This is a genomic window from Coriobacterium glomerans PW2, from assembly GCF_000195315.1.
GTDB lineage: Bacteria > Actinomycetota > Coriobacteriia > Coriobacteriales > Coriobacteriaceae > Coriobacterium > Coriobacterium glomerans.
On the sequence record NC_015389.1, the window covers coordinates 606,692 to 625,253 of the forward strand.

15 protein-coding genes and 1 pseudogene are annotated in these 18,562 nt (G+C 59.4%); 5 read left to right on the forward strand and 11 right to left on the reverse strand.

Annotation, left to right across the window (positions count from 1 at the left end; translation table 11 throughout):
* Positions 1 to 20 precede the first annotated feature (20 nt).
* Complete coding sequence (locus CORGL_RS02665; protein WP_013708380.1) at positions 21 to 1,103, reverse strand: BMP family ABC transporter substrate-binding protein; 1,083 nt, start codon at positions 1,101 to 1,103, stop codon at positions 21 to 23.
* Between the two features lie 75 nt (positions 1,104 to 1,178).
* Entirely contained in the window at positions 1,179 to 1,910 is a 732-nt protein-coding gene (gene deoD, locus CORGL_RS02670) for a purine-nucleoside phosphorylase (RefSeq protein ID WP_013708381.1), read from the reverse strand.
* Positions 1,911 to 2,069: 159 nt separating this feature from the next.
* Here deoD and CORGL_RS09925 point away from each other — a divergent pair, with 159 nt between their 5' ends.
* A complete protein-coding gene (locus CORGL_RS09925; RefSeq protein ID WP_172633520.1) occupies positions 2,070 to 2,216 on the forward strand; it encodes a hypothetical protein in 147 nt (48 codons plus the stop codon).
* Positions 2,217 to 2,602: 386 nt separating this feature from the next.
* On the forward strand, positions 2,603 to 5,146 hold the full coding sequence (locus CORGL_RS02675) for an ATP-dependent helicase (protein WP_013708382.1): 2,544 nt from the start codon (positions 2,603 to 2,605) through the stop codon (positions 5,144 to 5,146).
* A gap of 77 nt (positions 5,147 to 5,223) precedes the next feature.
* On the opposite strand, the gene CORGL_RS10070 is transcribed toward CORGL_RS02675, so the two are convergent.
* From CORGL_RS10070 to CORGL_RS02680, 3 genes and pseudogenes are all read right to left on the reverse strand, one after another.
* Positions 5,224 to 5,364 carry a hypothetical protein gene (locus tag CORGL_RS10070; RefSeq protein ID WP_245526942.1) on the reverse strand — a complete coding sequence of 47 codons (141 nt, stop codon included), beginning with the start codon at positions 5,362 to 5,364 and terminating at the stop codon, positions 5,224 to 5,226.
* Positions 5,365 to 5,396: 32 nt separating this feature from the next.
* Positions 5,397 to 5,489: pseudogene (locus CORGL_RS10135) on the reverse strand (GntR family transcriptional regulator); the annotation flags it as partial.
* Between the two features lie 592 nt (positions 5,490 to 6,081).
* Positions 6,082 to 7,560: a radical SAM/SPASM domain-containing protein gene (locus CORGL_RS02680; RefSeq protein ID WP_013708383.1), complete on the reverse strand. Its 1,479-nt coding sequence runs from the start codon at positions 7,558 to 7,560 to the stop codon at positions 6,082 to 6,084.
* A 140-nt stretch (positions 7,561 to 7,700) separates the two neighbouring features.
* Here CORGL_RS02680 and CORGL_RS09330 point away from each other — a divergent pair, with 140 nt between their 5' ends.
* The gene (locus CORGL_RS09330) at positions 7,701 to 8,345 is read left to right on the forward strand and encodes a TetR/AcrR family transcriptional regulator (protein ID WP_013708384.1); all 645 of its coding nucleotides are present in this window, start codon (positions 7,701 to 7,703) and stop codon (positions 8,343 to 8,345) included.
* A gap of 85 nt (positions 8,346 to 8,430) precedes the next feature.
* Here CORGL_RS09330 and CORGL_RS02690 read toward each other — a convergent pair whose 3' ends face one another.
* The 6 genes from CORGL_RS02690 to CORGL_RS09595 all read right to left on the reverse strand — a co-directional run bounded on the left by CORGL_RS02690 (position 8,431) and on the right by CORGL_RS09595 (position 17,276).
* Positions 8,431 to 8,739: a PTS sugar transporter subunit IIB gene (locus CORGL_RS02690; RefSeq protein ID WP_013708385.1), complete on the reverse strand. Its 309-nt coding sequence runs from the start codon at positions 8,737 to 8,739 to the stop codon at positions 8,431 to 8,433.
* 94 nt (positions 8,740 to 8,833) lie between these two features.
* Positions 8,834 to 9,742 carry an ROK family protein gene (locus tag CORGL_RS02695; RefSeq protein ID WP_013708386.1) on the reverse strand — a complete coding sequence of 303 codons (909 nt, stop codon included), beginning with the start codon at positions 9,740 to 9,742 and terminating at the stop codon, positions 8,834 to 8,836.
* Entirely contained in the window at positions 9,739 to 11,028 is a 1,290-nt protein-coding gene (locus CORGL_RS02700; RefSeq protein ID WP_013708387.1) for a glycoside hydrolase family 125 protein, read from the reverse strand. The genes CORGL_RS02695 and CORGL_RS02700 overlap by 4 nt, the downstream gene beginning before the upstream one ends.
* Positions 11,025 to 13,676, reverse strand: coding sequence for a glycoside hydrolase family 38 N-terminal domain-containing protein (locus CORGL_RS02705; protein ID WP_013708388.1), 2,652 nt, complete (start codon positions 13,674 to 13,676; stop codon positions 11,025 to 11,027). Before CORGL_RS02705 ends, CORGL_RS02700 begins: the two co-directional genes overlap by 4 nt.
* 38 nt (positions 13,677 to 13,714) lie before the next feature.
* Positions 13,715 to 15,064, reverse strand: a complete 1,350-nt coding sequence (locus tag CORGL_RS02710; RefSeq protein ID WP_013708389.1) for a PTS sugar transporter subunit IIC — start codon at positions 15,062 to 15,064, stop codon at positions 13,715 to 13,717.
* Between the two features lie 490 nt (positions 15,065 to 15,554).
* Positions 15,555 to 17,276, reverse strand: a complete 1,722-nt coding sequence (locus tag CORGL_RS09595; RefSeq protein WP_013708390.1) for a dihydroxyacetone kinase family protein — start codon at positions 17,274 to 17,276, stop codon at positions 15,555 to 15,557.
* Positions 17,277 to 17,600: 324 nt separating this feature from the next.
* Between CORGL_RS09595 and CORGL_RS02720 the strand changes: the two genes are divergently transcribed.
* Both CORGL_RS02720 and CORGL_RS02725 read left to right on the forward strand, forming a co-directional pair.
* Positions 17,601 to 18,068 carry a PTS sugar transporter subunit IIA gene (locus CORGL_RS02720; RefSeq protein WP_013708391.1) on the forward strand — a complete coding sequence of 156 codons (468 nt, stop codon included), beginning with the start codon at positions 17,601 to 17,603 and terminating at the stop codon, positions 18,066 to 18,068.
* A 93-nt stretch (positions 18,069 to 18,161) separates the two neighbouring features.
* Complete coding sequence (locus CORGL_RS02725; RefSeq protein WP_013708392.1) at positions 18,162 to 18,443, forward strand: PTS sugar transporter subunit IIB; 282 nt, start codon at positions 18,162 to 18,164, stop codon at positions 18,441 to 18,443.
* Positions 18,444 to 18,562 lie beyond the last annotated feature (119 nt).

Below are 18,562 nucleotides of genomic sequence, written 5' to 3' on the forward strand. Positions count from 1 at the left end.
TGATCATTTGCGAAACGAGGCTACTTCTCGAGCTCTGCGTGCCAGGTGTCGTACTGCTTCTCGTTCGCGGGCGGCTTCACGTCACCTTTTTTGATCTTGTCCATCAGTTTCTGGGCGGCATCGTAGACCTTGTCGTCCATGAGATCATGCTCGGGCGCCAGGCCGACGGCGCCGTCCTCCATGCCGAGCGTGATGGTCTTGCCACCGAGCTTCTCGCCCTTGCGAATGCGTTTCGAGATGTCCACCACGGCTGTGTCCACGTTCTTGAGCGCCGAGGTCAGCATATTCTTCGGCGCATACCGGTACTGGTCGGAGTCGACGCCGATGATGAGCTTGTTCGCGTCCTTTGCGGCATCGATGACACCCTTGCCGGCACCACCCGCGGCGTGGAAGATGACGTCGCAGCCATCGGAGTACATCTTGGCAGCGATCGCCTTGCCCTTCGCCTCATCGGTGAAGCTCTCGGTGTACTGCGAGCTCACGGTCACATTCGTCCCGTTTTCCTTGTTCGCGTAGTCGACACCCGCTTTGTAGCCCCACTCGAACATATCGACGATGTCGCTGACCTGCCCGCCGACGAAGCCGACCTTACCGGTCTTGGATTGGCTCGCAGCGATGAATCCGGCGACGAACGAGGACTCCTGTGAGCGGAACATCAGCCCGGTGAGGTTGGAGATGGAGGTGTCACCCGCATCGTCGATGATCGCGAAGTTCACATCGGGGTTCTGCTTGGCAGCCGTCTTCACCGCATCCGCCATCGCGTAGCCGACGCCCCAGACGAGGTTGTTTTTGCCGTCGACGGCGCGATCGAGGTTCGTGGGATAGTCGCTTTCCTGCTTGGACTCCGTGTAGCCGACCTTGACGCCTCCGTCCTTCTCGAGCTTCTGCAGGCCCTCCCAAGACAGCTGGTTGAACGACTGATCGTTCACGCCGCCCACATCGGTCACCATCGAGATCTTGTACGTGCCGCCGCCATCGGCTGCCGACCCTGTCGACCCTCCACCTTTGTTCGCCGTTCCGCCGCATGCGACCAGTGTCGCCGCGACGACGATGCTGGCAGCTCCCGCGACGAGCGTCTTGCCGATTCCGCCGATCTTTCTCATACCGTTCCCTTCAGTTGCTCGCAGAGATACTCTGCTATCGGATTGCCTTGCCACGCCCGTACCAATCCAGCGGCATCACGCTCCTTCGCTGCTCGTCGCAGCGATAGACAGCGCGATCTCCATCATCTGCGTGAAACCGGTCTGGCGCTCGGAGGCGTCCAGGGATTCACCGGAGAGGGGAAGGTCGGAGACGGTGAGCAGGCACAGGGCCCGTTTGCCGGCGCGCGCGGCGTTCATGTAGAGGGCGGCCGCCTCCATCTCGACGGCCAGCACGCCCATCTTGCGCCACCGCTCGGTGGAGGAGGGATCGTCCAGGTAGAAGTGGTCGCTCGACAAAACGTTGCCCACGCGCACGTCGACGCCGCGCTCGCGGCCGGCGTCGACGGCGGCCGCGAGCAGTCCGAAGTCGGCGATGGGCGCGAACGTCCCGGGCAGCTCGTAGTGTGCGGCAAAAGCCGAGTCGGTGCAGGCTCCCATGCCGGCCACGACGTCCTTCAGACCGACGTCTGACGCCACCCCGCCGGCTGAACCCACCCGGATGATAGCGCCCACGTCGTAGAAGTTGAACAGCTCAAAGGAGTAGATGCCGATCGAGGGCATGCCCATGCCGCCGCCCATGACCGTGACGGGGGCTCCTTGGTAGACACCTGTGAAGGCGAGCATGTTGCGCACCTCGTTGACGCAGCGGACATCGCTCAGATAGGTGTCTGCGATGAATTTCGCACGCAGGGGGTCGCCCGGCATGAGAACGGTCTTCGCGATGTCGCCGGCGGCGGCACCGATGTGCGGGGTGGGAGCAGATCCCATGGCCCATCTCCTTTGGAAAAGAGTTTGCAGGGAAAACCGGTACGGCCGATCTCGACCCCACCATTAGAGATTCTAATTCATTTGATCCGCTCCGAGCTGTGGAATGTTGGTTGGCGCTGCAGAAGGCCATGAGCACGCGAGCGATCGCGTGCGCTCGCTTTGACCATCTCGATCTTTATCCCATTCGCACCCTCGGGTGCTGAGGTGGCCATGCTGGAGAATCTCGATTTCGTTGAAATCAGGCAGCTTGATACGCGGCGGAGCAATGATGAGGAGCTTGAAGGTGCATTGGCGCTCATCAATTGAGCTGGAGAATCTGAGCAGAAGGTCTTCTTCGAAGGCTAGGTTTTCGTTGCGTTCGGCAGACTGGCTGAGGTTCGAATGCTATCGTCTGAGGAATGCTATCGACCGAGAATGCGGCGCAGATGCGCGTTTTTTGACTGAAAATAGGGGGTTATTTTCAACTGAGGTAGTCAAAAAGCGCGCATCTTTGTGGGGTAATGGGAGCGGCTGTGGCTGCGCGGGACGATGGGCAGCGCGGGACGCGGGCGATGAGCATGGACCACTCGAGTGCCATGTCATATGTATGCGAATCGTCGCGCCTTCCGAGTGGGCAGGTATACTGGTTGGGCAAAATCGAGTCGCGGGCCAGCACCCGGTGCGCCGCGCCCTCCCACGTTCTGGAGTCGACCATGTCAGATTCAGCTATCGATATCGCATCGCTCAACACCGCGCAACGCGAGGCCGTCTTGAGCACCGAGGGCCCGCTGCTCGTGCTCGCTGGCGCGGGGTCGGGCAAGACGCGCGTGCTCACCTACCGCATCGCGCATATGGTCGCCGACCTGGGGGTCAGGCCCTGGCAGATCCTCGCCATCACGTTCACGAACAAGGCGGCGGCGGAGATGCGCGAGCGGATCCAGGCTCTCATGGACGGTGGAATGCGCGGCATGTGGGTGTGCACGTTCCACGCGATGTGCGTGCGGATCCTTCGCGAGGACGCCGATCTGATCGGCTACACCGGCCAGTTCACGATCTACGATGACGACGACTCGCGCCGTCTGGTGCGCGACATCATGGCGGGAGCGGGCATCGAGCAGAAGCAGTTCCCGATCAACATGATAAGAAGCAAGATCTCCGCTGCGAAAAACGCGATGATCTGTCCCGAGGAGTTCTCCGCACAGGCGAGCACGCCGCCCGAGCAGAAAGCCGCCAAGGTCTACCTCGAACTTGAGCGTCGCCTGCGAGCCGCCAACGCGATGGACTTCGATGATCTGCTCGTGCGCACCCTCGAGCTGCTTCGCGCGCGGCCGGAGGTGCTGGCGAACTATCAGGAACGCTTCCGCTACATCTCGGTGGACGAGTACCAGGACACCAACCATGTCCAGTATGAGATCGCCAATCTGCTTGCGGCGAAGTACGAGAACCTCATGGTCGTCGGTGACGACGATCAGTCCATCTACTCATGGCGCGGCGCCGACATCGCCAACATCTTGGACTTCGAGAAGGACTTTCCCCATGCGCGCGTCGTGAAGCTCGAGCAGAACTATCGCTCGTGCGGCAACATTCTCGCCGCAGCCAACGCCGTGGTGCGCAACAACGCGCAGCGCAAGGAGAAGCGCTTGTTCACCGATGCCGGCGACGGCGAGCGCATCCGCGCCTATCAGGCATCCGACGAACGCGACGAGGGGCGCTGGATCGCCTCGGAGATCGACAGGCTCAACGATTCCGGCGCGAGCTACGAAGACATCGCCGTGTTCTACCGTACGAATGCGCAATCGCGCATATTGGAGGACATGTTTCTGCGCGCCGGTGTGCCCTATCGCATCGTGGGCGGTACGCGCTTCTTCGATCGCGCCGAGATCCGCGACACGATGGCCTATCTGAAGATGGTTGTGAACCCCGCCGACGAGATGAGCGTCAAACGCGTCATCAACACGCCTCGCCGGGGCCTCGGGTCGACCTCGATCGCCAAGATCGAGCAGATCGCGATCGAGAACCGCTGCTCATTTTTCCAAGCGTGCGAGATCGCGATGGCCGAGACCGGTCGCCTGAGTGCCAAGGTGCGTTCGGCGCTGGCGGACTTCGTGCAGATCGTGCACGAGGGAAGGCGTATGGATGGCGAGCTGGTCCGAGTCGTCGAGGCGATCATCGATCGCTCCGGTCTCATTCGCGCGCACCACAACGAGATGACGGTCGAGGGGGAGGGTCGCGTCGAGAACATTCGCGAGTTCATGGGTGTGGCCGCCGAGTTCGAGGAGACCCATGAGGATATCGAGGGCACCTTGGAGAGTCTGGCCGAGCTGCGCGCCGCGGGCGTCTCGGGAGTGCCCGCCTCAGACGCGGGCGTCTCCGTGCGGGGCCCGCACGCCGTCGCGGAAGATGCCTCTGCTCCGAGCGCGCAGGTATCCCCGAGCGATCGAGCAGCTGAGATCGAGGACGCCTACGGACCGCTTGCATGCAAGGCGCTGCCCGCTCTCATGGAGTGGCTCGCGCTGCGCTCCGACCTCGATGCGCTCGCCGGGGGCACGCATGCCATCACGATGATGACGGTGCACTCGGCCAAGGGACTGGAGTTTCCGATCGTGTTCGTCGCCGGACTCGAGGAGGGAATCTTCCCCCATGTCAACGGCTTCTCCGATGATCCCGCCAAGCTCGAGGAGGAGCGCCGGCTGGCCTACGTGGCGATCACGCGCGCGCGACGCCGCCTTTTTCTGAGTTATGCGGCGACGAGGCGCACATATGGATCGACGCAGGCGAATCCCCGCTCGCGCTTCGTGAGCGAGATCCCCGACGAGACGATCAGCTTCTCCGGCATCGGTTCATCAGGTTTTTCCGGCACCGGTTGGGAGAAGCGCGGCGACAGACGCGGTACCTTCGGCTCCGGTATGGGATCAGAAATGTACGGCGGCAGGGTTTTCGGCTCGCGCACGCGTTCAACCGGGGGCTCCGACGCCGTCCGTCGCGGCTCGATCAGCCCCGACGCCGGACTCAAGCCGGCCCTGGGCACCTCGCGCGCAGAGGCCTCGGAGAACGCCGCATCCGCCGCTCGGGCTCCGCGACCCGACGCCGCAAGAGCCGCAGCGACGTTTGCCGAGGGAGACAAGGTGAGCCACAAGACGTTCGGCACCGGCACGGTCGTGGGCGTCGCAGGCGACATGATCGAGGTAGCGTTCGACAAGAGCGGCAAGACGAAGAAGCTCATGAAGGGCTTCGCGCCCATCGTGAAGCTGGAGTAGCGCCGTCGCTCGACCGCTGACACGCTGCGAATGCGTCAGCGCCGCGGACCTCGAACTTCTACATGGTGATCGTCAGATCAACTGACGGCATCGGGAACCTGCTCGGTGGACCAGTAGCCGAGATGAACTTTGTACAGACTCAGATCGCCCCGGTCGCGTGATATGGAGTAATCGACGGGCACTTCGGTCTGGCTGTACGTGGTGGCGACGGCTGCCATTTATTTCGCTCCGGACTTCGGACAAAGGTCCCGACACCTCGTCTTCGTTCCAGAATACCGTCCCTGACGAGATGTTCGATCGCCTGTCGCACGGTTGTGCGGCTCAACTGCGACTCCTCGATCAACGACTGCTCGGGGTGAGCGGCGTTCCCTCCGCGTAGATCCCCTGCTCGATCATCGCTGTTATGCTTTCTCGCGGCTGGTAATAGAGGGGCGTGGGGTTATCACGATCAATATTGAACGGTGACATGGAACCCTTTCGTCAATCCGCGGTTCATTTTTCTATCTGTGATTATAGCTGGCTTGCTCTCATTTTTTTGGTCGCGGCACGCAATTGGTGAAGCGGATGACTCGTCAAACGACTCACCGAACAGACTCAGGAGCAGATGGATTTCAGACACGCCAACGTGGAATGAGCAGCGACGCGAAAAGAGCATTCAATACACTCGCATGATAGTATGGCAGACTAAAGAGGGCGCGGCATTTTGTTTCGGGCCGCGCCCTCATCTTATCCTGCAGGCGCGAACATCGGCACCGGGACCGAGAACCCGGCGAGGAGCCTGATCAGGGATGTATTGAACGAGATCGCGAAGCGGTGCGACCGCCCATCTCCGACGCGCGGAACAGGGGCATCATGGACGCGAGGGTTTGACGTGTGGGTTCTGGAGGCGTCCTGATCAAGCTTATTCGCGAGCAGAGGCCTAACATCAGCCCCTCTCAGGAAACGGGCTCGGCTTCGCGTTCCGCGGCCGTGTCCTTCCGCGCATCGCTCGCAACCGGATGAGCGCGCTCCAGGCGCTCGAGCTTGTGCATATCGGCTTCTGACATGCCCTGCCCCGGGCTGTTGCGTCTATCATGCATGGGATCGCCGGGGTCGCGCCACAGGCGCTCGGCCCTGCTCTCCCATGCCCGGGCTGCCCGCTCGCACTTCGCGCAGAGCACCGAAGCATCCTCATGGTGCTCAAGATCGGTCGAATGGGCCCCGGTACGCTGGACCATCTCGGCGAGTCTGCCGGGATTGTCCAAAATCGGGCAGGGTCTCAGCAGGTTGTCGTTGAAGGGCTGCCCCTCGTAATAGGCCATGAACAACGGCGAGCGCAGCGCATCCAGCAGGCTGGTCTCACGGATGTTCGCGTTGGCGTAGTGGGCGAACACGCAGGGCTCCACGTCGCCTGCCGCGTTGATATGCAGATAGCGCCGACCGCCGGCGATGCAACCTCCCACGAATTCGCCATCGTTCCAGAAATCAATCGTGAACAGGGGTTTCTTTGTGCGCATATCGCGCATGAAGTGATACAGCCGCTCGCGTTGCTCGGCTGAGGCCATCAGTTCGGTCGGCGCGTCGGCACCGATGGGCATGAACGTGAAGACCCAGCAGAACAGCGCCCCCTGCTCGATCATCCAGTCGAAGAACTCCTCCGAGGCGATCGAGTCAGCGTTTTCGCTTGTGTAGCAGCATGATACCCCGAAGGGCAGGCCGTGGGCGGCCAGCAGCCGCATGGCATCGCGGACCTTTCGGTAGGTTCCCGCCCCGCGACGAGCGTCGGTCGCCTCCTCGAAGCCCTCGACGCTGATGGCTGGCACGAAGTTCTTCACGCGAAGCATCTCCTGACAGAACTCCTCATCGATGAGGGTCGCGTTCGTAAACGCGAGAAACGCGCAGTCAGGGTGTCGCTCGCAGATCTCGATGAGGTCGCGCTTGCGCACGAGCGGTTCGCCGCCGGTGTAGATGTAGACGTGGGTGCCCAGCTCGCATCCCTGCTCGATGATGGAGTCCAGCTCCTCGAGCGTCAGGTTCTCCTTCGCGCCGTATTCGGCCGCCCAGCAACCGGTGCAATGGAGATTGCACGCGCTCGTGGGATCCATCAGAACGGTCCAGGGGATATTGCATCGGTATTTTTCGCGCATCGCCTCCTGTCGTGGCCACGCCATGAGATTGGCGTCGACCACGAGCATCTTGAGCAGGCTGTCGCGGATCTGCGGATTGAGATCGAGAACGCGAAGAAGCAAATCATGCCAGTTGTTGTCGCCCTCGATAGCGGTGCGCATCGCTTTGCGCTGCGACGCGAAGAAGTCCGCCGGCACCACCTTGTCCACCATGTCCATGATCTTGCCCAGATTGCGGTCTGGGTTCTCGAGGAGATAGTCCATCGTCTTGTTGAGTGCGGCGCGCTTGATCTGATCGGTCGCTTTCATGTAGTCCTCCTTAGGGTATTCAGCACTCGTTGAATATTCCCTTTTCTGGCGATTATAGTAATCAGTGATCGTGGGGCAATTGCCAATTTGTCAGCACTTGGGGTGTATTCAACAGATACGTACAGATTGGGGTGCAGTCAATGGTGCAGAGAGAAGATCGCAGCAGCAGGCACCGGGATCGGAGGTTCGCGCGAACGGAACGCGCCATCCATGAGGCGTTTTTCAGCCTGATCGAGCAGCGTGACTACCGCAAGGTGACGATCACCGCGCTCGCCCGTCTCGCCGATATCGATCGCAAGACGTTCTACTTGCATTATGACTCAATCGAGGATGTGGCAGATGCGATCTTTCGCGAGGAGGCGGATCGCCTGGTTGATCTGCTCCGGGCCGACCTCGCGAAGGATACATCCTCGATCGATGTCGGCCTGCTGCTCTTCAATCTGAGCGCCAATCTGGCACCGAATCTTTCTCGCACGAAAAGAATCGCCGAGCATATGCCGGTCGAAGTCATTCTGAGGAGAATCGAGCGCCCGCTGACCCAAGCGCTCATCGAGGACGACCACCTGGGTCTGGGCTCGATGGGGCCCTATCTCAGCTACTGCGTATCGTTTTTCATAGCGGGCCTTCTGGCGATGTATCGTCGCTGGCTGCTCTCTGACTCCGAGATCGCGCTCGAGGACATCTCCGCGGTGGCGAGCACCGCCGTCTTCTCGGGAATCAACGGGATCCTCGCCGAGGACGCCTCAACTCGAACCAACGTGGACATGATCGGGGACCGACACTGACGCGGGGTGCCATTCCAGCTGCCGATGCATCGGCAGCCGCACGCTCCCGTCACTTGCTGTCGAGATCGCGACGCACCTCATGGTTTCAGAAACGTTCGATGAGGCCCAGACCCGCCTTGAGAACCGCTTCCCCGTTCATCCTGCCGTAGTCTTTCATATCGATGACGCTGACGGGGATCTCCGTTTTGGCTTGGATCTCGCCTTTCATGAACCGCACCTGCGGTCCGAGCATCAAGACGTCGGGTCGCTCGGAAGCGAGCTTCGCGTCCACATCGTTTGCGGCGACGGCTATGATCTCGACATCGATGCCGAGGGCTTCGGCGGCGCGCTGCATCTTTCCGACGAGCATGCTCGTCGACATTCCCGCGGCGCAAGCCAGCATGATCTTTGACATGTCTCTCTCCTTGGTTGCATGGATGATCTCACCAAGTTGGCAGCTGAAGTGCTCGAGCTCGACGTCTGCCAACGTCTGAGGGCTCAAGATGTCATCATGGCTTCCTCCCTCGTCTCATCTGCTGTTCGAAATTGAACACTGCTCCCAGCAGGTTGGCTTCAGCCTGGTGCTTCGCGATCCGAATGTCCGGTCGCACCCGAGCGATAGCCACACGCGCCATCACATCATCGAGTGCCCGCTCGAGGTCTGGCAGAAGTGCGGGGTTCTGCGAGATGCCCCCGCCGATCACGAAGCAGTCCGGGTCGATGCTGTACTGCAAATTGAAGATGGTCGTCGCGAGAACATGGCACATCGCATCCACCTCCGCGCGCGCCTGCTCGCATTCGATCCCGGCGACCCCGGAATGCGCGAGCTCGAACAGCTCCTTTCCGGAGCAGACGGTGCCCCGGGCGGCGTTGAAGCGCTTCGCCGCGTTGACGATGGTGCCGGCGTCGCTCACGGTGCGTCCGCTGGCCTGCAGGATGAAACCGAACTCACCAGCGAGCAGGTGTCGGCCACGGTGGACCTTTCCGTCGATCACGACGGCGCCGCCCACGCCGGTGCCCAGTATGAGAAATACCGCATCTTTGACGTCGCGTGCGGCTCCCGACAGCGATTCTGCGAGCGCGGCGCAGTTCGCGTCGTTCTCGATCGCGACCGGAGCCGCCAAGCGCCGCTCCAGCTCCTCAACGATCTGAAAGCCGTGTATGTAGGGGACGGCGCTGGCTCCTCCGATGCGGCCCTCATCTTGGTCGACGGCACCGGGGCTGCTGATCGCAACACCCTCGATGTCGGCGATCCGTCGCATCTGCGCGACGGCGTCCTCGACAACAGCGTAGAAGGCGCTCAGATCCGAAGGAGTCGGGACGGCGGCTCGACAGCAGAGTCCGGTCGCATCGCCCTCATGCCGATAGAGCGCGAACTTGACGGAGGTGCCGCCGATATCGATGACGGCGAGACTCATATGCGCCCTCTTTTTCCGTAGTCCAGATAGTCGAGGGCGAGCTGGCAGTATGTCATGTTCGCCCAAGAGAACCATGTCCGCGTGAAGCGGGTCGGATCATCGGCGTGCACGCCCTCGTGGCATTGGCCCGTCTGCGCGCTCGTCGCACAGATTCGCTCCAGACGATCCGCTTTGACACTCGGATCCCGTGAGACCAGCCCTTCCATAGCGAGGGCGATCGGCCAGACGTAGCGCTTCGGTGTGTGCTCGCTGCCGATGCCGGAAAGCGCTCGTCCGCGGTAGAAATAGGGGTTCTCAGCGCTCAGGACAAACGACTTCGTCGCCTGCCAGAGCGAAGATTCGGCGTCGATCGCTCCGAGATACGGCAGCGAGAGCAAGCTCGGAGTGTTGGCATCGTCCATGAATCGGGCACCACCAAGCCCGTCGACCTCGTAGGCGAAGCCGATACGCCCGTTGGGGAGCGAAAGAACCGCATGCGCCTCGATCCCATGCTCGATCTCCGCGATCATCGTCGAGGCGCGCCTCGCAAGCTCATGGTTGCTCTCGCCGATCAGCGGCAGGAGCGCTCCGAGCACGCTGGACGCGAACATGTTCGCCGGCACGTGGTAGCCGAGCTCGCAGCGGTTATCGCTGGGTCGAAAGCCGTTCCAGATCATGCCGGTGCGCTCGACCGGGGTTCCTCGTCCGTCGCAGGGCAGAGTATCGTTCTCCGCGCACCCCGCGCGACGAAAGAAGTACGGCGAGCTGTCATGGCGCTGCTCGGTCTCGAATGTGGAGAGAATCACATCGAAGGTCGCCCAGAACTCATCATCCAGGATCGAGGTGTCGCCGGTGCGATCGATCAGGCGCAGCGCGAGCAGCAGGGGGGCGCAGAGCGTGTCTATCTCGAACTTGCGCTCCCACACCTGCGGGTTGACCTCGACATCGGTCTCATCGTCGCTCCAATGGGCCCCGCTGGGGGTTTCATTGAAGGCGTTGGCGTAGGGGTCGAGCCGCACGAAGCGCAACTCGCGACGGAGCACGCGACGCGCGAGTTCGGCCAGCGCGGGGATCTCATCGGCGAGATACACATAGGGAAGCACCTGAAAGGTCGCATCGCGCAGCCACATCGCCGGCAGATCACCGGTTGCCACGAAACAGGTTCCGTCCGGGAGAAGCGTTACCGCTCTCTCGAGCGCATCGGGCAGCAGGTCGCGAAACATCCTCTGCGTCTGAGCTGTCGGCAGAGGGTGCCGATCAGCGAAGGCGCGCAGGGCCCCGGCGGCAGCGTTCACATCGATCGTCATCGCGCGTCCCGCCCGTCGAGTGCCGCGCGCTGACCGGTCTCCACCGGAAAGAAGATGCCGTACGTCCTGATCTCCCCGGGCGCAAACGCCTCGAGTTCCAGCTCGTCAACAGCTGCGGCCACCGCTTGCAGAACCTCGCCGTTCAGATTCATCAGCTGCACGCTGGCCTGCCGCGAGAAGCTCAGGGATCCGGGACTCACCAAGGTGGACGCCGCCGGGTTGTACAGGCGAAGCACGTATCCGTCGCGCGATCTGGTACCGCGCAGACTGGAGACGACCAGTTTCGGAGCCTCGAGACGCATCCGGCTTCGATGGATCAGGCGAGTCGGGTTCGCGTTGATGGGGAAGTACTGCAGCGGCGTGGTGAAGCGGTCGATGGTCTGATTCTGGAAGCCAAGGCCGCCCATCGCGAGCCGACGAACCCTGCGCTGCAGCTCAGCTGCATCGAAGGTCGGATCGATGCAGATGCCGCCTCTCATGCGACGCGCGCCTGGGAGCTGGCTGTCCGGTGTCTCGACCGCCATGGTCTGGAGTCCCGAAGCGTCACCTGGCCGGCGCAGCGTATCCGGTCGGCCGAGATAGCCGACTCCGCGAAGCAGCGTGATGGCGAGCCGATCGAATGAATCTCCGACCAGCTCGAACTCTTTCTCGCCGAGTGCGAGAAACGACCAGCTCGCGGATTCATCATGCGTGTTGCAGAAGTGGATCATGGGGCGAAGCGCCGTTGGCTCCTCGCAGTAGCCGATATCTCGCCATACATCCAGGTGCGGGTCTATGACCGGGCGCGCGGCCACCCCGAACGGCGAGTCGGCAAAGGACTCGGTCGCCGAGATCGGCGTCGCGAGCACGAGCCTGAGTCGGTGGTCGCGCGCCGTGTTGTCGAGGCGCAGATCGAAGCCGATGGTGGGATCTTGCGCACGCAGCGTCAGCGTCAGCGTGTAGGGCACAGCGGTGTCGGCCGTCTTAGCTGCTCGCTTGGCGAGGTCCTCCGGGAGCCACCAGGTCCCGCTCAGAATCAACTCGCTTTGATAGGCACCCTGCCTGCCCGTAGCGTTCGCATCAGCCAAACTCAGATCGAGCAGCCAGTCCGCGAAGGCCGGGGAGAAGTCATAGGTGTCTCCCTCGTCGCCGCCATCGCTGAAGCCGATGGGGTCGAGATGCTCCCGGCCGCTGCGTTTGTCGCTCAGCCAGAGATGCCCATGCTCGAAACGCAGTCGGTAGCAGCTATTTTCTATCGAGGCGGCCGTCTCTGGGGGCACCCGGGGCTCGTCGCCCTCGCGTATGCTGAGCCCAGTCCAGTCCATGGGATCGATCTTTAGACCGAGCGCGATGGTGGTGCGATAGATCACATCGGGAATCATCGCGTGCCGATCCCGTCGGAGCACCGCGTGGTCGACGCGCCGCTGGGCGAGGATGTCGAAGGGAACGCGCTGGCCGTCCTCGTCGACAAGGCGAAATGTCGGATTTCTCGTGGATACCTCGAGCTGTCTCACGTCGTCTGCGCGCTCGGCGGTCGGGTTCCAGAAAAGCAGATCGATTCCCGAAGGCGCGCCGCTTGCGAGCTTGCGCAACAGGTAGTCGCGCAGCGATTCCGCGAGCTCGATCGCGACCTCGCCTCGATGGGCGATATCGCGGTTCGTTGCGTCAGAGTTGCAACCGCCCGAGGAGTCGTGCGCCTGACCGCGTGCGACCGCCTTCCAGATGTTGTCGACCAGACCCTGCTGCGGTTCGATGCCGTGATCCGCGGCGATCGCCATCATAGGCTCCACCACATCGATCATCAGGTGCTCGAGTCTGTCGTAGATGAGTTTGAGATCAGCGCGGGACGAATAGATTCCCCGATGGATCTTGGAGCAGGAGGCGTCGACGAACTCACCGGTGTAGGTCGGCAGGCCCGGGATTGCCTCCACGGCTCTGAAGTACGCCGGATAGCTGCTCTGCACCAGCTCGAATTCGTGTTGGGAGGCGTTCACGCAGGCGATGCGCTCCCTTATGTCGAGGTCGACACAGCGCTGATCGCCCCCGAGCGGCAGCACCAGATCGTGGTCAACCTCGTCGGTGTCCAGCCGATGCAGCAGATCGGTGCAATCATCACGCTCGATCAGCTCGGCGCCGGCGTAGTAGCCGTCTTTGATAGCGACGGCGCATACGCTCGAGCCGTCGTCGGATTCCCAGTGGAAGCAGCGAGCATTCCGCTCGATGGGCATGCCGCGCCAGAAGACCGCGCCGGAGATGTCGAATCCGCGATAGATCTTGGGCATGTCGCGGCCCTGTCCGAACGAGTCGGGCAGATATCCGATGCGCATAGCGCCACCGAGTTCGTCTGCCATCCGGATGCCGAGCTGAAGATTGCGCACGATCGCCTCGCCGCCGGTCACCATCTCGTCTATCTGGGTGTACCACGGGCCGATGAACAGCCGGCGCTCTCTCACGAAGCGCATGATCGCCGCGCGCTTATTCGGATTGTCACTGAGATAGTCATCGAGGATCGACATCTGCCCATCGAGCAGATAGCAATCGAGCCTGTTGGTCTCCAGGGCCTCGAGCACTTCGGCCATGTGGTAGGCGAGCTGCACGCGCGCGTGCTGCCGGGTGAAGTACCACTCGAAGTCCCAGTGGGTGTGCGGTATGACGTGTACTCTTCTCATCGGGTGCTCTCGGCTCCGTTTCGGTTTCGGCGGACGGTTCATGCCTCGCTGATCTGCTGCGCTTGCTCTGCAGCGATGCGCCTCTCGTTCTTCTGGTTGATGATAACAAACGGCGCATAGAGGAAGACGTCGATGATGACGAGGACCAGCGTCAGCACGACCGGGCTTGAGTGGAAGGCACCGAGGATCCACGTGCTGAGGAATATCGGTTCGTTTCCAGAGTTCGCGACGACCAGCGGCACGACCCATCCGATGGAAGTCACGACATAGGCGACGATAGCGTTGAACAGGGGAACGACGATCCAAGGGATCAGCATGATCGGGTTGAGCACGATGGGAAGCCCGAAGATGACCGGCTCGTTGATGCCGAAGCAGCCCGGAACGAGTGCGAGTTTGGCTACCTCACGCTCCTGTTCGCCCTTTTTGGTGAAGATCAGCATTGCGACGATCAGCCCGAATGTGGCACCGGAGCCGCCGATCATGGCGTAGACGTTTGTCATGGTATTGGGTGCGATGGGGATGCCATCAAAGCTCTGCGTCTGGGCATACTGGGCGACGACCTGCAAGAACAGGGGAGACCAGAAAGCAGAGACAACGCCCCAGACGATGTTGAACCCATGCAGCCCGAGAAACCACAGGATCTGCTCGAGCAGGATGACGACGATGATGGCTGGAAGGCCGGTGCCGACGACGAGCATGGGTTTGATGATGACGGTGGAGATCAGCGCGATCAGGCTCGTGAAGCCCATCGCTTGGATACCGAGGCGAACGAGTGCGAAGATGATCAGCACCTTGGCCATGGGGATCAGAGCGTAGAACGAGTCAAAGACATTCTGGGGCACGCTCTCCGGCATCTTGATCGTGAACTTGGAGCGGCTGAATCTCGCGAACATCGCAACCGCCAGCATACCGACGATCAGACCGGTGAACATACCCTCGTAACTGAAGAAGCTGGTCGCGAAGCCCTCGATGATCTTCGCCTGGGGCTCGGAGAAGTTGACGTTGTTCGGAACCATCACGAAATAGGCGGAGAGGGCCAGAAGCGTCGCGATGATGAGGTTCAGCCCCTTGTTCTCCTCGCGGCGCTGTATCTCGACAGCATAGGCGTAGGCACTTGAGATCACGACGATGACGCCGACGATGCCCAGCGTGGCGGTGCCGATGTATCCGAACATGTTGCTGAGGGAACCCACCCAGCCCCAGTCTGTGCCATTCGCCTTGATCAGCGCATCCAGCTGCATCTTTATCAGATTCGAGAACGAGCCGACGACTGAAAACGGGATGATTCGGACGAAGGAGTTCTTGATCGCTTGCAAGATCGTGTTGCGCTGTACCCAAGCGGATGCTCCGAGCAGTGCGTCTTGAAACCTTTCGAGATCGAATTTCATAGGTGGCAATCCCCTTTCCGATTCAATTGTGACAAAATCTTTATCACATAGAGTATATGCCTAAACCAGATAAACATCTGGCACAGCAGGTCAATAGATTTATTGCGTTCTGCTGGATCCCCCCAACTGCCTCTTTAACTGGTTCGATGAGGCAGTATTGATCAGGAGACGACATACCTGGGGCGCTTGGCACTTCGCTCGCAGAAGATTATTGACCGCCTGTCGATCGCTGGCGTTCCAAGGCACCGTAATCACAATGAGATAAAAACGACAGGCGAATACGCGCGGGGGGGGGCCATAGACAGGAATCGCTGTCTTCGCGATACACGCTTTACAGTCTGAAGCCTATCATCTTCTAGCTGTTGTCGCTACCTGTTAAGGTGCCCGCGCGCGGAGCTTACGTCAATTAAGACTTCGGGGTTGGATCAAGATGTATCTCACATCCAAGGTGGAGTTCGCAACATGCGCAGCCAGCGCTACGTTTGATGTCTCACCGAATGGATTCAAAGATGATGCGGCCAACTGCAGATCCGCCGTCAAGTACCCCTAGACTTTTCGCTCCGTAATATGCAGCCCGACCATGTTTCGCGAGCATCTGCTTGGTTGCTTCGGAGCCATTTGCCGCTGCACGTGCCGCTTCATCCAGGCTAAGTGTTTCTTGAAGCGTTTCGATTGCAGGTCTGAGAGCGTCAATGATGGTTTTCTCTCCGGGCTTGGTCCCCGTTCTTCTCATTATCGTTTCAAGACCCTCTTGCAGTGCAGAACTCAGCTCGCTCATGGATACACTGCTTCTCCCCAGCATGAGTTTTGCCATTCCCATCAATCCTATTGAGAGAATGGTCCCCAAGCTCGATGGGGCCGTTTCATTGAGTGTCAGAGATGCGAGGGAGAAAAGCCTTCCGAGATCCATTTCATTCTCGGAATCCAGCTTGCCGCAGATCGCTTTGAAACCCGCTTTCATTGAGATGCCGAGATCCCCGTCGCCATTTTGCCGATCAAGTTCGGTGAGGTATTCGCTTTCTACATCTATCGCTTTCGAAATAGCTTGAAAGCGCTGCTTTATGACCCTTGCATCTATACTTCCATTTGAGATAAGAGTGCTGCGGGCTGCTCGTTCCTCAGAACTATCGATATCAGAATGGTGTCTTTCCGGTTTAACATCATTCATTGAAGTCCACGAATCAGCAGCAAAACCCTTGACGCCTATACGATTGAGATTTGAGTAAAAAGGGGTTCGCGCAGGGGCGAGCAGGAGTTCTTTTAGTTCGCTGTCGAGCTTGATAATCGTTAGAGATAGTCCGGCCATCTCCAGAGACGTGCCGTATTCACCTACGTGGGGAAGGACGATTTTTGCTCCCTTGGATTCAATGAGTTGGGATATCCTGCGATACACAATGAACTGCTCTTCAAGCGGCGTGGAGCCTAGGCCATTCACCATAACCGAACACTCGTCTCCAGAGGAAAGCGCAAGCTCACCTTCGATATTCGAAAAGAGGGCTTCTGCAAGCTCGTTTGCCGTCATCATTTTGCGGACCTCAATGCCGCGCTCTCCATGGATTCCCATTCCTATTTCAATCTCATCGTCCCCAATGGAAAAACCTGGTTTTCCTGCTCGAGGGACGATGCATGCCGACAAAGCGCATCCCATTGAACGCGTGGCATCGATCGCATGCTGGGTGATCTCTGCGACTTTTTTTAAGTTATCACCTCGAGCTGAAGCAGCACCGGCGATTTTAAATGCATATACCATCCCTGCCACGCCTCGTCGTTGACCCGCCAAGTTGGTTGGTGCCGAAGCCACGTCGTCGTGGACAAGGAGCTCCTTTGTGTCAATGCCGTCCAAGGCGACGATATCTCGAGCTAGAGCAAAGTTCAGCTTATCTCCACCATAGTTGCCATAAAGGCACAAGACACCTGATCCGTGATCAGACATCGCTATCGCATCTGCCATGGTGCGTGCAGAAGGACTTGCGAAAATATTGCCGACAGCGCATGCGTCCAGCATTCCTTGGCCGACATATCCCATGAATATCGGAAGATGCCCGGATCCTCCTCCGGTGACGATACCGACTTTTCCGGGTTGTTGGGGATACCTGCTCATGATGACTCGTTCGTTGTCCCTGAGAGTGTCCAAGCAGTCTGCATACGCGGCGATTACCCCCTCACATGTCTCGCGCTCAAAATCATCTGCATCATTCATCAACTTTTTCATGCTGCTTTCCTCCTATAGTCCGAACGAGGATCTTTCAAGTCGATTTCTCGAATCTGAAATAAAAACGTTTGCTCAATGGATAATCTCAATAAGCTTTCTAACACTGAAATAATACTCCTGGTAATACTTGTCAAATTCGGAAAATTAAACTAAGCATAATCTAATATCTTGCTACCGTTTACCGGATTATATTAACCTTTGAGCAAACGTTTGCACAAAAATGCTCGAAATTGTCTATAGTCATCTGCGTGCAAGAAGCAGTGCATCGCTCATTCGGAAATCCGTTGTTCTATTCATGGCAACACGTAATCAAGGCGGTGAAACATGGGATCGGATAAAGGTCTCTTCAAGCCTGATCTTGTTTTTTTCGACTTTCAAGCGGTGAATCCTGAGGATCTTTTCACTCAGCTCGGGGAAATCTTGCTGGAGAGGGGATTTGTCACACGAGGGTGGTTGTCGAGCATATGTGCCCGGGAACGATCTTATCCCACGGGTCTTATGACCGTAACGACAGGGTGCGCCATTCCGCATACGGATCCGGAATTCATTGTGGAACCGTATATAGCGGTGGTGATACCCAGAAATCCGATTATATTCCAACCGATGGCAATGATAGGCGATCCTGTTCCGGCGCGGATCGTAATCAATCTTGGTGTGCGTCGTGATGGAGGACAGGTTCAAGTCCTTCAGACGCTCATGAGCACGTTTATGGATGAGCAACTGGTAATTAGGATCATGCGTCAGACCACCCCGCAGGCTCTTTTGCATGCGCTCACTGAAAAGTTCTCATGAAATGAACCTTGTCTGGCAAAGCGAAGCATGGTATTCGGTCTCGGTCGGTCGAACCAGAGCGCGCAAAGCGCTTTCATGAAAGGAGAGATCAGTATGAGAGGTAGAGTCATCGTAGCCTGCGGGTCAGGAGTTGCGACATCTCAGGCGGTTGCGAGCAAGATTGCTCGCCTGCTCAAAGAGAAAGACGTGGACGCCGAAGTCGAAGCTGTCGATATCAAGTCACTCAAGCACCATATCGGTGGGGCGAGCGCATATGTGTCCATTGTCAAAGATGATACGGACTGGGGAATCCCGGTCATAAACGGTGTCTCATTTCTGACAGGTGTCGGGCAGGACACGGAGCTTCAAAACCTCATCGATGCGTTACGGGGGTAGCGGCCGTGCAACCGGAGAAGCCATCCGCTCCTTTGCATTCCATTGATGTGGGAGTACCGAAATGCATCTGGCTTTGCCTTATCGGGCTTGACGCGTTAGCTCTCATCGTCTCCTTGATG

Excerpts from the sequence above, each read along its gene's own strand:
- CORGL_RS02665 (WP_013708380.1), bottom strand. The coding sequence starts at position 1,103 with ATGAGAAAGATCGGCGGAATCGGCAAGACGCTCGTCGCGGGAGCTGCC.
- deoD (WP_013708381.1), bottom strand. The coding sequence starts at position 1,910 with ATGGGATCTGCTCCCACCCCGCACATCGGTGCCGCCGCCGGCGACATC.
- CORGL_RS02675 (WP_013708382.1), top strand. The coding sequence starts at position 2,603 with ATGTCAGATTCAGCTATCGATATCGCATCGCTCAACACCGCGCAACGC.
- CORGL_RS10070 (WP_245526942.1), bottom strand. The coding sequence starts at position 5,364 with ATGGCAGCCGTCGCCACCACGTACAGCCAGACCGAAGTGCCCGTCGAT.
- CORGL_RS02680 (WP_013708383.1), bottom strand. The coding sequence starts at position 7,560 with ATGAAAGCGACCGATCAGATCAAGCGCGCCGCACTCAACAAGACGATG.
- CORGL_RS09330 (WP_013708384.1), top strand. The coding sequence starts at position 7,701 with ATGGTGCAGAGAGAAGATCGCAGCAGCAGGCACCGGGATCGGAGGTTC.
- CORGL_RS02690 (WP_013708385.1), bottom strand. The coding sequence starts at position 8,739 with ATGTCAAAGATCATGCTGGCTTGCGCCGCGGGAATGTCGACGAGCATG.
- CORGL_RS02695 (WP_013708386.1), bottom strand. The coding sequence starts at position 9,742 with ATGAGTCTCGCCGTCATCGATATCGGCGGCACCTCCGTCAAGTTCGCG.
- CORGL_RS02700 (WP_013708387.1), bottom strand. The coding sequence starts at position 11,028 with ATGACGATCGATGTGAACGCTGCCGCCGGGGCCCTGCGCGCCTTCGCT.
- CORGL_RS02705 (WP_013708388.1), bottom strand. The coding sequence starts at position 13,676 with ATGAGAAGAGTACACGTCATACCGCACACCCACTGGGACTTCGAGTGG.
- CORGL_RS02710 (WP_013708389.1), bottom strand. The coding sequence starts at position 15,064 with ATGAAATTCGATCTCGAAAGGTTTCAAGACGCACTGCTCGGAGCATCC.
- CORGL_RS09595 (WP_013708390.1), bottom strand. The coding sequence starts at position 17,276 with ATGAAAAAGTTGATGAATGATGCAGATGATTTTGAGCGCGAGACATGT.
- CORGL_RS02720 (WP_013708391.1), top strand. The coding sequence starts at position 17,601 with ATGGGATCGGATAAAGGTCTCTTCAAGCCTGATCTTGTTTTTTTCGAC.
- CORGL_RS02725 (WP_013708392.1), top strand. The coding sequence starts at position 18,162 with ATGAGAGGTAGAGTCATCGTAGCCTGCGGGTCAGGAGTTGCGACATCT.